The organism is Ensifer soli, assembly GCF_041928815.1.
Classification (GTDB): domain Bacteria; phylum Pseudomonadota; class Alphaproteobacteria; order Rhizobiales; family Rhizobiaceae; genus JBHFEI01.
The window spans coordinates 357,065-370,492 of record NZ_JBHFEI010000004.1 but is presented as its reverse complement, the minus strand read 5'-3'; the positions used below and the strand labels follow the sequence as shown (position 1 = coordinate 370,492).

Annotated in this window: 12 protein-coding genes and 1 pseudogene; 4 read left to right on the top strand and 9 right to left on the bottom strand. The window is 64.8% G+C overall.

Annotated elements, in window-relative coordinates; translation table 11 throughout:
* Positions 1-173 precede the first annotated feature (173 nt).
* Both ACEVQ6_RS08900 and ACEVQ6_RS08895 read right to left on the bottom strand, forming a co-directional pair.
* A complete protein-coding gene (locus ACEVQ6_RS08900) occupies positions 174-2,972 on the bottom strand; it encodes a calcium-binding protein (RefSeq protein WP_374888577.1) in 2,799 nt (932 codons plus the stop codon).
* A 294-nt stretch (positions 2,973-3,266) separates the two neighbouring features.
* A complete protein-coding gene (locus tag ACEVQ6_RS08895) occupies positions 3,267-3,971 on the bottom strand; it encodes an SDR family NAD(P)-dependent oxidoreductase (protein WP_374888576.1) in 705 nt (234 codons plus the stop codon).
* 281 nt (positions 3,972-4,252) lie between these two features.
* Here ACEVQ6_RS08895 and tnpC point away from each other — a divergent pair.
* From tnpC to ACEVQ6_RS08880, 3 genes and pseudogenes are all read left to right on the top strand, one after another.
* Positions 4,253-4,988: pseudogene (gene tnpC, locus ACEVQ6_RS08890) on the top strand (IS66 family transposase); the annotation flags it as partial.
* A gap of 324 nt (positions 4,989-5,312) precedes the next feature.
* On the top strand, positions 5,313-5,630 hold the full coding sequence (locus ACEVQ6_RS08885; RefSeq protein ID WP_374888575.1) for a hypothetical protein: 318 nt from the start codon (positions 5,313-5,315) through the stop codon (positions 5,628-5,630).
* A gap of 107 nt (positions 5,631-5,737) precedes the next feature.
* Positions 5,738-5,935, top strand: coding sequence for a hypothetical protein (locus tag ACEVQ6_RS08880; RefSeq protein WP_374888574.1), 198 nt, complete (start codon positions 5,738-5,740; stop codon positions 5,933-5,935).
* A 116-nt stretch (positions 5,936-6,051) separates the two neighbouring features.
* Here the strand turns inward: ACEVQ6_RS08880 and ACEVQ6_RS08875 are convergent, their stop codons facing one another.
* From ACEVQ6_RS08875 to ACEVQ6_RS08850, 6 genes are all read right to left on the bottom strand, one after another.
* Positions 6,052-6,585 carry a MerR family transcriptional regulator gene (locus ACEVQ6_RS08875; RefSeq protein ID WP_374888573.1) on the bottom strand — a complete coding sequence of 178 codons (534 nt, stop codon included), beginning with the start codon at positions 6,583-6,585 and terminating at the stop codon, positions 6,052-6,054.
* A gap of 126 nt (positions 6,586-6,711) precedes the next feature.
* Complete coding sequence (locus ACEVQ6_RS08870; RefSeq protein WP_374888572.1) at positions 6,712-7,044, bottom strand: integration host factor subunit alpha; 333 nt, start codon at positions 7,042-7,044, stop codon at positions 6,712-6,714.
* Between the two features lie 97 nt (positions 7,045-7,141).
* A complete protein-coding gene (locus ACEVQ6_RS08865; RefSeq protein WP_374888571.1) occupies positions 7,142-8,113 on the bottom strand; it encodes a beta-ketoacyl-ACP synthase III in 972 nt (323 codons plus the stop codon).
* Positions 8,110-9,186, bottom strand: a complete 1,077-nt coding sequence (plsX, locus tag ACEVQ6_RS08860) for a phosphate acyltransferase PlsX (protein WP_374888570.1) — start codon at positions 9,184-9,186, stop codon at positions 8,110-8,112. Before plsX ends, ACEVQ6_RS08865 begins: the two co-directional genes overlap by 4 nt.
* A gap of 169 nt (positions 9,187-9,355) precedes the next feature.
* Positions 9,356-9,913, bottom strand: coding sequence for a YceD family protein (locus ACEVQ6_RS08855; protein ID WP_374888569.1), 558 nt, complete (start codon positions 9,911-9,913; stop codon positions 9,356-9,358).
* A gap of 14 nt (positions 9,914-9,927) precedes the next feature.
* Entirely contained in the window at positions 9,928-10,464 is a 537-nt protein-coding gene (locus tag ACEVQ6_RS08850) for a ubiquinol-cytochrome C chaperone family protein (RefSeq protein ID WP_374888568.1), read from the bottom strand.
* Between the two features lie 136 nt (positions 10,465-10,600).
* On the opposite strand from ACEVQ6_RS08850, the gene ACEVQ6_RS08845 reads away from it, so the two are divergent.
* Positions 10,601-11,119, top strand: a complete 519-nt coding sequence (locus ACEVQ6_RS08845; RefSeq protein ID WP_374888567.1) for an outer membrane protein assembly factor BamE — start codon at positions 10,601-10,603, stop codon at positions 11,117-11,119.
* Between the two features lie 83 nt (positions 11,120-11,202).
* Here the strand turns inward: ACEVQ6_RS08845 and ACEVQ6_RS08840 are convergent, their stop codons facing one another.
* On the bottom strand, positions 11,203-13,341 hold the full coding sequence (locus tag ACEVQ6_RS08840; protein WP_374888566.1) for a sodium-translocating pyrophosphatase: 2,139 nt from the start codon (positions 13,339-13,341) through the stop codon (positions 11,203-11,205).
* Positions 13,342-13,428 lie beyond the last annotated feature (87 nt).

The following is a 13,428-nucleotide window of genomic DNA, read 5'->3' as shown; positions in this document are numbered from 1 at the left end:
GCAGCTTCGCCCAGACGCCGCGGCCTGCCAGTCGCGCAACCGTCGCCAGCAGGTCATGCCGCAACACCCGAATTCCCAGTGACCTGCCACTGAACTTTCATCCGGTTGCGATTAGAGCCTCGGTTGTTTTCCCGGACGGGCTCCAAGCGGCTGCCCGTTGGAGCGCGACGTACTTAGATGATGGAAAAGTCCAGATGGCTGACAGCGGCCCTGTTGAGCAGCGTGGCAAACTGCACGGCGGCATGGTCGCTGCCGCTGCCATCCCGGTCGTAGAACAATGCACCCGTCCTGCTGTTGTAGAGGATGCGGTCGCTTGCATCGACCGTCGCTCCGGGGCTGCCGGTGTCCTTGAACGCGTCCGCATCCAGTTGCCCCCTGGTCAACCCGATGAAGACGTCCGCGCCGAGTTCCAGTGTGTCATCCGCCGACGAGAAATCCGTGATGCGATCGCGATTGGCCCCGCTCGGCCGGGTGGTGAAGGCAAAGACGTCCATTCCGCCGCCACCTGTCAGCGTGTCCGACCTCAACCCGCCATCGATGAGATTGTCCGCCCCGTTGCCAGTGATCGTGTTGGCAAGGGAGTTGCCGACCGCCCTGACCGATCCGGTGCCGACCAGCACGAGATCCTCGATGTCTTGGCCGGCGAGCGAGAAGCCGACGGTGCTGCGCACCGTGTCGTGTCCCTCTCCTGCTTTCTCGATCACCTTGTCGCGGACATGCTCGACGAGATAGGAGTCGTCGCCCGCTCCGCCGCGCATCACATCAGCATTGACCCCGCCGTCGATGAGGTTGTTGCCGCGATTGCCGGTGATGGTGTTGGCGCCCGAATTGCCCCTGGCGTCGATGTCGGCCTCGCCCGTCAGCGTCAGCTTCTCGATTGCCTGTCCGGAAAGAGAAAAGGAAACAGAGGCATAGACGAGATCGGTGCCGTTGCCGGTCGCCTCGATAACCCGGTCGCCGACATTGTCGACATAAAACGTATCGTCGCCCTTGTCGCCGCTCATGACGTCGGCGCCGGCGCGTCCGTCGAGGACATCGTTGCCGGCCTCACCCTTCAGCCAGTTCGACGCGCCGTTGCCTTTCATGACGTTGGCGCCGCTGTTGCCTCGCCCGTCAATGGCGCGGTTGCCCGTCAGCGTCAGGTTTTCAAACAGCGAACCGGAAAAGCGATACTCGATCAGCGTATAGGTGTAGTTGACGCGAACTTCGTCGATCCCGCCTCCCAGTTCCTCCGAGACCCTGTCTACCTGCGCATTGCCGGTCAGGACATAGACATCGTTGCCCGATCCGCCCTCGGCAACTCCTCCGCCGGCGCCGAGATGGAGGACATCGTTGCCAGCGCCGCCATCGAGAAGGTCAAACCCGGCGCCGCCCTCCAGAATGTCGTTGCCGCCACCGCCGGAGAGGGTGTCGTCGAGGCCGCCTGTCCTGAGGTGATCGGAAAAGCTGCCGCCGTAGATCCTGAACTGTTCGATGTTCCGGATCGTAACGGTGTTCCCTGCCGCGTCGTTGGCCCCTGTTCCTTCATAGAGAAAAACAATTCCGGCATCGGCACTGACCCAGCTGGCGGTCAGCACATCCATCCCTGCTCCGCCATCGATGACGTCGTCGACGTGGGAGGACGAGATGCGATCACCGCCGCCCCTGCCTTCGATCGTGTCGATGCCACCCCCCGAACTGAGGATATCCGCGCCGGCACCGCCGATCACGGTATCGTTGCCGGCGCCCCCGTCGGCCGTACCGCCGCCGTCGCTCAGCCGAAGCACATCGTCGCCGGCCTCGCCCATGAGGATGGCTGACCCGAAGCCGACACTCAACGCAACATTGCCGGCCCCGCCATGGATCCGGTGGTCGCCCTCGAGCAGGACGATCGTGTCATTGCCCGCGCCAAGGGCGATCCGGAATTTCTCGACATTGACGACGGTGGTCCCGTCGCCGACCAGCGTCGTGACGCTGTCGATCGAGGTCATGATGAAGATGAGATCGGTCGTTGCCGAGGTTCGGTCGAGGGTCAGGTGATCAATGTCCGCGCCGCCATCCACGGTGTCCCGGCCGCGCCAGGATTGAATGAGGTCGTCGCCTGCGCCGCCATCCATGATGTCGTTGTCGGTCGTCCATCCCTCGCTGCCCTCGCGCAGCGTGTCGTGTCCGTCTTGCCCATAGAGCCTGTCGTCTCCCCCGTCGCCGACAAGGTAGTCACTGCCACCACCGGCATAGACCGTATCGTTGCCCTCGCCGCAGAACACAGCGTCGTCGCCGTTTCCGGTGAAGATGCGGTCATTGCCCTCGGCGCTCGAAACCCGGCTGCCTCCGGCAATGGCGATGTTGACAATGTCGGCACCCGAGCCGGTTGTGATCGAGAAGGTCTCCACCCCGACGACCGTTGTTCCGTCGCCGATGAAGGTCGCCACGCTGTTGGTTGCGACGAGCGTGAGGGTGATGGCGTTTATCGCTGCCGCCCGTTCAAACTGGAGAAAATCGGCGCCGGAACCGCCATCGATCGTATCAACCCCTCCGTAGGATTCGATCCTGTCGTCACCCTCCCCGCCCCTCAGAATGTCGTTCGAAGCGGCGTCGCCATAAGCACCGTCCTTCAGCGTGTCATTGCCCCCGCCCCCGAGAAGCGTGTCGTTACCATCCTCGCCGAAAAGGTTGTCCGGATGGTCATCGCTGCCGATCAGCATGTCGTCGCCGGTGCCACCCCAGGCGGAACCACCCAGGACGTTGCTGCCCGCACCGGTACGGATCGTATCGTCCCCGCTGTCGCCGTAAAGAAGGTCGTAGCCTGAGCCGCCATCGATCGTATCGTTGCCGCCGCCGCCATGGATGACGTCGGCCTCGCCGAGGCCGTTCAGGATGTCGTCGCCCAGATCGCTCGTCTTGTCACCGCCGATCGACCAGCCATAGATCACGTCGCGCCCCATGGTGCCGGTGCGAACGTCACTTGCGTTCGTCCCATAGATCGTCGCCATGCTCCCCTCCCTGTCTGTGATGCGGCTCGGTTGTGATTGCCTGGCTCTGCTCTCGCCCACACAATGCCAGCAAGATGCGCAGCGGGAAAGTCTCTTTTGGGTTGCATCCTTGGCGCGGCGGGAGTGTTCCCGCTCAGAGCGTCTCGCAGCCATCCCCCTTGTCGGCGTCCAGATCGAGCTCGACTGGCTCTCTTCCTTCAGCAAGAGCAGCGCGGGATCAATGCGGCCTGAGCGCTGACGTGAAGAAAACGGGTGGTATGTCCGCCGGCGCCTTACGCACCCGGCCGCACCGGTCTACCATGGGACGTCGCGGTTGGCGTAGTCGACGAAGTCGATCCCCGCTCTGCCCCGCCGGAGATCCAATGTCTCGATCATTCCGCGCACGCTTTCCTCGACAGAGAGGGGAGCGTCGCTGCCGCCCATGTCGGTGCGTACCCAGCCGGGTGACACGACAAGGTAGGTCCGACGATCCGCCTGGCGCGCATGGAAGCTGCGCATGAGCTGGTTCAACGCCGCCTTGCTCGCGCGATAGAGCTCCCAGCCCATGCCGTGGTTCCCGCTGACGCTGCCCATGTTCGACGACATGACGGCAACGGTTCCCTCCGTCTTGACGGCGCTGAGAAGGCCGGAGACGACCTCAAGCGGTGCATGGGCGTTCGTTCGCATCACGAAGGCGAAATCCTCCTCCGAGACCGTTTCCACAGCCGCGTCGGGGTCACCGGAGATCCCTGCATTGACGAACAGCACGTCGAGCCGTTCCGGGCCAAGGCAGGACATCGCCGCGGCGATGTCCGCCGGCATGGTGACATCCATCCTGAGAACGGAAAGCCGGGAAGGCTGCGCGGCCGCCAGTGCGGCGAGCGCTGCGTCTCCCTTCTCGTCGCGCGCGGTGGCGATCACATCCCAGCCGCGGGCAAGATATTCTCGGACAAGGCCGAGACCGAGACCCCGTGACGCGCCGACGATCAGCGCGCATTTCCGACGGGTTCGTGCCTGCATTCCACGTCTCCAGACCGCTATGTCCCACTTCTACATGCCCGCCGTCGCGCTTTCAATCATCGTTGCCCGCCGGCCGCACCCAGCTCCGGCGTTGTCCGGATCGTGATCCATGGCGGCAGCACTGGTCCCGGCTCCTTCTGAATGCCCTTGGACCTCCCTTGGACGTTGTCGGGCAATGCGGCGGGCCTCGCCTCTCGATCACCCTGGTGCCAGTACTGAAGCAGGCTGATTGACGCTCGACATATTCTTCAATCCTGTTTTACGAACCTGCACGGCCCATGCCGCCGACCGGGCAGTTATGGGCCTATGTTCGCGATGACAGGCCATGGCAGGGAGGCGACCCGCCGGGTGTCGTCTGTGTCTATGCGCCCGATCGCAGGAGCGAACGGCCGATGGCGCACCTCAATGGTTTTGTCGGCGTCCTATAGGTGGGCGGATAGGTCGGCTATCGGGCGCTCGCCGCCGGCAACCGCGTGTCCTTGGCCTTCTGCCGGAGCCATGGGCGCCGTCGTTTCTACGAGCTCGCCGCCGCCGGGCCGGCGCCGATTGCCAGCCAAGCGCGCAGGCGCATCGCCGAACTCTATCAGGTCGAGGAAAGTATCCGGGGCAGGCCCCACGAGGAACGCCGCGCTTTCCGGCAGGAAAAGAGCCGACCGATCGCCGATGACCTCGCACCTGGCTGACCGAGCAACGCAAACTCATCAGCCAGAAGACCAAGCCTGCCGAAGCCATCCGCGACACGCTCTCGCGCCGGGACGGGCCGACCCGCTTCATCGAAGACGGCCGCATCGAAATCGACTCCAACACCGTCAAATGTTCAATCAGGCCGATCGCTCTCAATCGGAAGAATGCGTTGTTCGCTTCTTCCGAGAAGGGCGCTGAACACTGCGCCACCATCGCATCGCCATCGAAACCGCCAAGCTCAACAGCGTCAAGCCAATAGCCTACCTGACAGACGTCATCACCAGGATCGTCAATGGACATCCCACTAGCCAGATCGATGACCTACGGCCCTGAGCCTGTGTCGAGCAGCCAGAAGCCAACCCGGTGGCCTGATAACACCGCTTACTTTCTTTCAAGATACCGAGCCTTGGAATCTGGTCTATTGCCTCCGTTGACGACCACGGTTGCAGCGTTGCCGTTGATGTCAGTCCATCCCGTCCTGCCTTTGACTTCTGCACCGCAAAAAAGCTATGACGCGACCCGCGTCGTCGGAGCCTTTGCGGGCTCCATCACCCAAGGCGCATGCGGAGAGGCGCGGCTGCGCGCCGCCGCCCTTGGACCTGGCCCGGAAATGTCCGGTCTCCCTGCATGTTCGCCGTTCAGGTGGGAGTGAGTGAGATGAAGTTCGAAAAAACCTTTTCAAAGCCGGCCGCCAACAGCCGCATGGTTTATGCGACGAGCCCGATCGTGCCGTTTCCGCTGAAAGTCAGGTCGGTGACGCTCTATATCGACGGCGAACACGGGCCGAAGCAGTTCCTCGCCAAGCACAACGAAACGGTGATCGCCTCCGGCGTCGTGCGTTCCGGCGAGCCCGTCCGCCTCGACCCGCCGATCCGGCTCGGCGCGGGCCGCCAGACCTTCGTCTTTGCCGCCGAGCCCTTCACCAAGGGCGAAACCGTCGAAGGCAGGCTGGTCATCGAGACATCGATGTTCTGACGCCGTCGAAGCGGGTGCGCAGGGCGCCTGTCTTTTCGGGGACCATGTCCTGCGGGAACCATCGGGACGCGGGGTCGTTTTCCTTTCATACAAAAAAGGAGATTACCATGCCGAACCGCCATCCCCTCCCCGATCCCGTCCTCTCGCCGCGCGGTCCCGAAGCAACGCCCGGCCTGCCCGATCGTGGGCAGGAAAACGCGCCGAGCGCCCCCGTGACCGGCGACGGCGACACCCGCAACCCGAACGACCCGAAGGTCCTGGACCCGGCACTGCTGCCGATCGGCGATCCCGCCGGCGCAGCGTGAGGCGTCAAGCGTGGCGGAAATCACGTGCCGCGATTTTGAATCGAGACGTGAATCGCCGCGCCCGTCATCGTGGACAGGCCGGACTGTGGCATGCTCTGCGCTACCCTTGAGGATTTCTAGCGGACCTGATCGAGCAGGCGCTTGCACTCCAGAAGATCATAGAGCGCCTCCTGCAACAGGGCACGGTCCTCCTTGCTGACCGAGCTCTTCCCGATCGAGACTTCCGGCGTGTCGTCGTCGCCACTGATGAAGCTGAAGAAGCGGCGGTTTGCCGGCGCCTTCGCGCGGCCGACGATCTGGTCGTCCTCGGGCGTGCCGAGTTTCGGCTGCGCTTCGCCGTCATTGTTGGCCGCGGCAAGCGCCTCCACCGTGGCGAGATCGCCGCTGGCAATGGCGGCGACGAAACGGTTGCCGTTGGTGCGCAGCAGTTTCTGCACGCCCTTGATCGTATAACCATGGTCGTAGAGAAGATGCCGGATGCCCTTCAGCAGGTCGACATCCTCGGGCCTGTAGTAGCGGCGCCCGCCGCCGCGCTTCATCGGCCGGATCTGTTGAAAGCGTGTTTCCCAGAACCGAAGCACATGCTGCGGCAGATCGAGATCGTCGGCAACCTCGCTGATCGTGCGAAACGCGTCCGGACTCTTCTCCATCTCGTCTCCGTCTCGGCCAAAGCACCCGTCATCGTTCGGACCGTGCGGCGATGATCGCACGAATCGAGCGCATATCAATGGTTTATCGAGGGGTTTTCAACCGGATTTAACGCTTGCCCGACAAAATCAGGCGGCGGGCGGCTTCTGCTTGGCCTTGCGCGCCAGATGCGCCTTCAGCACGCGCTGCTTGAGCACGTTGGAGGCCTTGAAGGTCATGACGCGGCGCGGCGAGATCGGCACTTCCTCGCCGGTCTTCGGGTTGCGGCCGATACGCTCGTTCTTGTCGCGCACCTGGAAGGTGGCGAAGGACGACAGCTTGACGCTCTCGCCCCGGACGATGGCGTTGCAGATCTCGTCGATCACGGTCTCGACCAGCTCCGCCGATTCGGTGCGCGAAAGGCCCACCTTGCGGAATACCGATTCGGCCAGATCCGCGCGTGTCACCGTCTTACCGCTCATTGAATCCCCGCCGACCGTTTCTTCTTCGTCCTCTGGAGAGCGGAGACTATTGGTCTTGGCAATTCCGGTCAAGCGCCTGTTGCGGATCGATATTTCTTTACCAGCGCAGCAGCACGGAGCCCCAGGTGAAGCCGCCGCCCATCGCTTCGAGCAGCACGAGGTCCCCGTCCTTGATCCGGCCGTCGGAGGCGGCCGCATCGAGTGCCAGCGGGATGGACGCGGCCGAGGTATTGCCGTGGAGATCGACGGTGACGACCACCTTTTCCGGCGGGATGCCGAGCTTCTTCGCGGACGCGTCGATGATCCGGCGGTTGGCCTGGTGCGGCACCAGCCAGTCGATGTCGTCCGCCGTCGTTCCCGTCGCGGCGAAGGCCGCCTCGATGACGTCGGTGATCATGCCGACGGCATGCTTGAAGACCTCGCGGCCCTCCATGCGGAGCTGGCCGACGGTGCCGGTCGTCGAGGGTCCGCCATCGACGAAGAGCTTGTCCCTGTGCGCCCCGTCGGAGCGCAATTGCGCGGTGAGGATGCCGCGGTCGGCGGATGTTCCCGCCTGCTCCCGGCCTTCGAGCACGACGGCGCCCGCGCCGTCGCCGAAGAGCACGCAGGTCGTGCGATCGGTCCAGTCGAGGATGCGCGAGAAGGTTTCCGTGCCGATGACGAGCACGCGCCGCGCCAGGCCGCCGCGAATATAGGCGTCGGCCGTCGCCATCGCATAGATGAAGCCGGAGCAGACCGCCTGCATGTCGAAGGCGGCACCGTGATGCATGCCGAGCCGGTTCTGGATGTTGACGGCGGTCGCCGGGAAGGTGTTGTCGGGTGTCGAGGTCGCGACGATGATGACGTCGATGTCGGCGGGCGTCATCCCGGCGCGGGCAAGGGCGGCGCGCGCCGCCTGCTCGCCGAGCGAGGCGGACGTCTCGCCGTCGCCGGCGATGTGGCGCTGGCGGATGCCGGTGCGCTGGACGATCCATTCGTCCGACGTGTCGACGAGCCCCTCCATCTCCTTGTTGGTCAGGATCCGGGCGGGAAGTGCCGCGCCGTAGCCGCAGAGAACAGCGCGAATCATCCGACCTGCCCCTCGCCGCCGAGGGACGGCGTGCCCGGCGCGTCGGGCTCCGCCGGACGCCGCGCATCATAGATCCTGAGATCGTTCTCGATCTTCGCCTTCAGGCCATTGCGTACCATATCGTAACCCACATCGATCGCCGCGGCGAAACCCTCGGCATCCGCTCCGCCATGGCTCTTGATGACGATGCCGTTCAGGCCGAGGAATACGCCACCATTGACCTTGCGCGGGTCCATCTTCTCGCGCAGCCGGTCGAAGGCACCCTTGGCCAGCACATAGCCGATCTTGGCGAGCAAAGTGCGCGACATTGCGGCGCGCAGATATTCCGCGATCTGGCGCGCCGTCCCCTCGGCCGTCTTCAGCGCGATATTGCCGGAAAAGCCTTCGGTCACCACCACGTCGACGGTGCCGCGGCCGATGTCGTCGCCCTCGACGAAGCCGAAATAGTCGATGCCGTCGAGATTGGCCTCGCGGATCAGCCGTCCGGCCTCCTTCACCTGCTCCTGCCCCTTGATCTCCTCGACGCCGACATTGAGCAGGCCAAGGGAGGGCCGCTCCAATTCGAAGAGGGCGCGCGCCATGGCGCCGCCCATCAGGGCGAAATCCATCAGCTGGCGCGCATCGGCGCCGATCGTCGCGCCGACGTCGAGGACGATGCTCTCGCCCTTCAGCGTCGGCCAGATGGCGGCGATCGCCGGGCGCTGGATGCCGACCATGGTGCGCAGGCAGAAGGTCGACATCGCCATCAGCGCGCCGGTATTGCCGGCCGAGACGACGACGTCGGCCTCGCCGGTGTTGATCGCATCGATCGCCAGCCACATGCTGGACTTGCCCCGGCCGCGCCTCAGCGCCTGGCTCGGCTTCTCGTCCATGCCGATCGCAAGCTCGGTGTGGTGGAAGGTGCTGTTGTCCTTGAGCTTCGGATGTTTCGCAAGCAGCGGCGCGCAGCGCTCCTCAAGGCCGTAGAGCACGAAGCGGATGTCCGGATGTCGCTCCAGGGCACGCGCGGCCCCCGGAACGACGACCTCGGGTCCGACATCGCCGCCCATCAGATCAAGTGAGATTCTCACCAAGAGTGTGTTGTCCTTGTCCTTTGCCGCGCCCTCACGCGCCTCACCTTGAGGGGCGACGCCGGCGCCATGCGTCAGACGGAAAGCCATCCGGCCGGATCGGCGCCAAAATACCTGTTTTCATCACGCTGACAACCGAATTGTCGGGCGTCATCCTTGCGCGTGCACCTCTCTACCCGTCGGTCTTCAGGCTCTTCAAAACGGCGAAGGGATTGGGCTTTACATCCGTTTCGGCGCTGCTTTCGAGCGGCCTGTCGAAGGTCGCGCCGGGCTTGCGCGGATAGGGATCGATCGCGAGCGCGACATGCTCGGCGACCGCCATGCCGGCGTCGATCGCATCGCCGCTGAAGGTCTCCGGCAGGTCCGGACCGTCTGGGTCGAGCATCAGCGCCGCCGTCTCGCCTTCCGAAAGATGGCGGGCAAGCCGCGATCCTTCCGGAACGAAGACCTGCTCGATCTCCTCGCGGATCCCTTGCACGACCGGCTCGAGCGTCACGACGCAGGCTTGCGTCACGGTTGCCGAGACCGTGCCCTTGATCTTGACGCCGTCCTTCTTCCAGCGGGCAATCTGCAGCGTCGCCGAAAGCTCGGCCACGTCGAGCACGCCCCAGAGGGCGGCGAGCCCGCGCCGCTCGGCCTCGTTCGCCGCAAGCCGCACCTCGACGGGATTGGCGGAGATGTGGCCGACCTTGACCAGATAGGAAAACGGAGGCGTTTCATCCTGTGTCATGAGCAGTCCTCGCTTCAGTCTGCCGGCGGGAAGGCGAGCCTGCCCGCCTCGACCACGTCTTCCGGAACGGCAAGCAGCGCCGCCTCGACACGGACGAGATAGGCGGCAAGCCGCTCCATCCCGGGTGCCGAGGCGCCCGCCTCGGGGTAGAAATTGCGCCTCAGCGACGCGGCGAGGTCGGCCGCGCTGCCTGTGTCGAGGGCGGCGGCATAGCTTTCGAGCCGACCGTAGAACATGCCGGCGAGCTTCTTCATCCGCTTCGGCACGCTGACGTCGCCCACGCCCAGTTCGCGGATCGAATGATCGATGTCCTCGAAGAAGGCATCGACGATCTCCTGGGCGATCTCCTGGCCGGCGCGGCCCGAATGGCGCGTGCGGCGGAAATAGAGGATGAACACCGCCGAGAGCATCTCGAAGCGGCCCATCACCGTATCGGGCACGTCATGGCCGAGATAGAGCGACGGCTGGCGGCCGGCTTCGGTCAGAAGCGCGTATTGCCGCTCGACGATCGCGCTGTTGCTGGTTTTTTTCCCGAACCACCCGAAAATCATCATAATGCCTAGGTTTGGCCGTTTCAAAGGCAGGTTCGCGCCTGGCTTCGTGTTGCATGATCGTTGAAGCTGGTTTACCGAAGCATCCACGAAATGCAATGGCGCATCTGTGATCGCAAGGCCTTAGGAGATGTCGTTGACGAAACGGGTTTTCAAGTCTGCCGCCCGCCCGCGCGGTCCGCTCGTCGCGGCCATGCTCGCCTCCGGCCTGGCCCTTTCGGGATGCACGGCCGGTACGGGGCTCAACCCGGGCGAGACGCTCTACCAGGGCTATGTGGTCGACAAGGAAACGCTGGCGCTGGTGCCGGTCGGCTCGTCGCGCGAGCAGGTGCTGCTGTCGCTCGGCACGCCCTCGGCGACCGCCACCTTCGACAACGAGGTGCTCTACTACATCTCGCAGAAGCGGCAGCGCAGCATGGCCTTCATGAAGCCGAAGCTGGTCGAGCAGACGGTGCTTGCCATCTATCTCGACAAGGACGGCACGGTCAGCCAGATCGCCAACTACACGCTCCAGGACGGCAAGGTCTTCGACATGATCTCGCGCACCACGCCGACAGGCGGCAAGGAACTGTCGTTCCTCGGCCAGATCCTCACCGGCAACGGCGTCGGCAAGAACATGGCGCGCTCGGTGCTCGGCGGAGGCGGCCTGAACTGACGGTTGCGTGATCGTCGCCGGAACAGCAAAAGGCCCGCGGGGGATGAACCCGCGGGCCTTTTTGCATCGCAACCCTTGTCTTGTTACCCGGCGAGCACGGCGAGCAGCAGCAGCGCCACGATGTTGGTGATCTTGATCGCCGGATTGACGGCGGGACCGGCCGTGTCCTTGTAGGGATCGCCGACCGTGTCGCCGGTGACGGAGGCCTTGTGCGCGTCCGAGCCCTTCATATGGCGCGTCCCGTCCCTGCCGACGAAACCGTCCTCGAAGCTCTTCTTCGCATTGTCCCAGGCGCCGCCGCCCGACGTCATCGAGATCGCGACGAACAGGCCGTTGACGATCACGCCAAGCAGCGAGGCGCCGAGCGCGGCGAAGGCGGAGGCCTTCGACCCCGAGATCAGCAGCACGCCGAAATAGACGACGATCGGCGCCAGAACGGGCAGCAGCGACGGCACGATCATCTCGCGGATCGCCGCCTTGGTCAGCATGTCGACGGCGCGGCCATAGTCCGGACGCTCCGTTCCCGCCATGATGCCGGGCTTCTCGCGGAACTGGCGCCTGACCTCGGTGACGACGGCGCCCGCCGCGCGGCCGACCGCCGTCATGGCGATGCCGCCGAAGAGATAGGGGATGAGGCCGCCGAAGATCAGGCCGGCGACGACGTAAGGGTTCGACAGGTCGAAGGAGATGGCCCCGACATCGGCGAAATAGGGATACTGCTCGCCATTGGCGGCGAAAAATTTCAGGTCGTTCGAATAGGCGGCGAAGAGCACCAGCGCGCCGAGGCCGGCCGAGCCGATGGCATAGCCCTTGGTCACCGCCTTGGTCGTGTTGCCGACCGCGTCGAGCGCGTCGGTCGCCTTGCGCACCTCCGGCGGCAGGTGCGCCATCTCGGCGATGCCGCCGGCATTGTCGGTGACCGGGCCGAAGGCATCAAGGGCGACGATCATCCCGGCGATGCCGAGCATGGCGGTCACCGCGATGCCGGTGCCGAACAGGCCGCCGAGCTGGTAGGTGGTGATGATGCCGCCGACGATGACGATCGCCGGCAGCGCCGTCGATTCCAGAGAGACGGCAAGCCCCTGGATGACGTTGGTGCCGTGGCCGCTGATCGAGGCCTCGGCGATCGAATTGACCGGCCGCTTGTTGGTCCCGGTATAATATTCGGTGATGATGACGACGAGCGCGGTGACGACGAGGCCGATCAGGCCGCAAACGAAGAGACGCGTGCCGGTGATGTCGAGCCCGTCGACGGCGCCGATGCTGCCCCAGCCGATGGTGAGCGACGTCGCCGCCCCGAGGCCGAGGATCGACAGGAGGCCGGTGACGATCAGCCCCTTGTAGAGCGCGCCCATGATCGAACCGTTCGAGCCGAGCTTGACGAAGAACGTGCCGACGATCGAGGTGACGATGCAGGCGCCGCAGATCGCCAGCGGATAGGTCATCGCATCGGCCAGCACCGGCGTTCCGGCGAAGAAGATCGCGGCGAGCACCATGGTGGCGACGATCGAGACGGCATAGGTCTCGAAGAGGTCGGCGGCCATGCCGGCGCAGTCGCCGACATTGTCGCCGACATTGTCGGCGATCGTCGCGGGATTGCGCGGATCGTCCTCGGGAATGCCGGCCTCGACCTTGCCGACGAGGTCGCCGCCGACATCCGCACCCTTGGTGAAGATGCCGCCGCCGAGGCGGGCGAAGATCGAGATCAGCGAGGCGCCGAAGCCGAGCGCCACCAGCGCGTCGATCACCTCGCGCGAGCCAGGCTCATGGCCGAGCGAGCCGGTGAGGACGACATAATAGATCGAGACGCCGAGAAGGGCGAGGCCGGCGACCAGCAGGCCGGTGATCGCGCCGGACTTGAAGGCGATATCGAGACCCGACGACAGGCTGATCGAGGCGGCCTGGGCCGTGCGCACATTGGCGCGGACGGAGACGTGCATGCCGATGAAGCCGGCGGCACCCGAGAGCACGGCACCGATCAGGAAGCCGATCGCGGCCGTTCCCGAGAGCAGCAGCCAGGTGCCGATGAAGACGACGGCACCGACGATGGCGATGGTGACGTATTGACGGGCGAGATAGGCCTGGGCCCCCTCGCGGATGAAGCCTGCAATCTCCTGCATGCGGGCATTGCCCTGATCGGCGGCGAGCACCGACCGGGTCGCCCAGATGGCATAGGCCACCGACAGCAACCCGCACACGATTACGCCAAGCATAATCGACATTTCGTGACGTCCTCCTTAGTCCCGCCGGCCTCCCGGCTGACGGGATCCCCATATCCCCTGGTGCGGCGGCGCGCCTCCTCAAGCAGC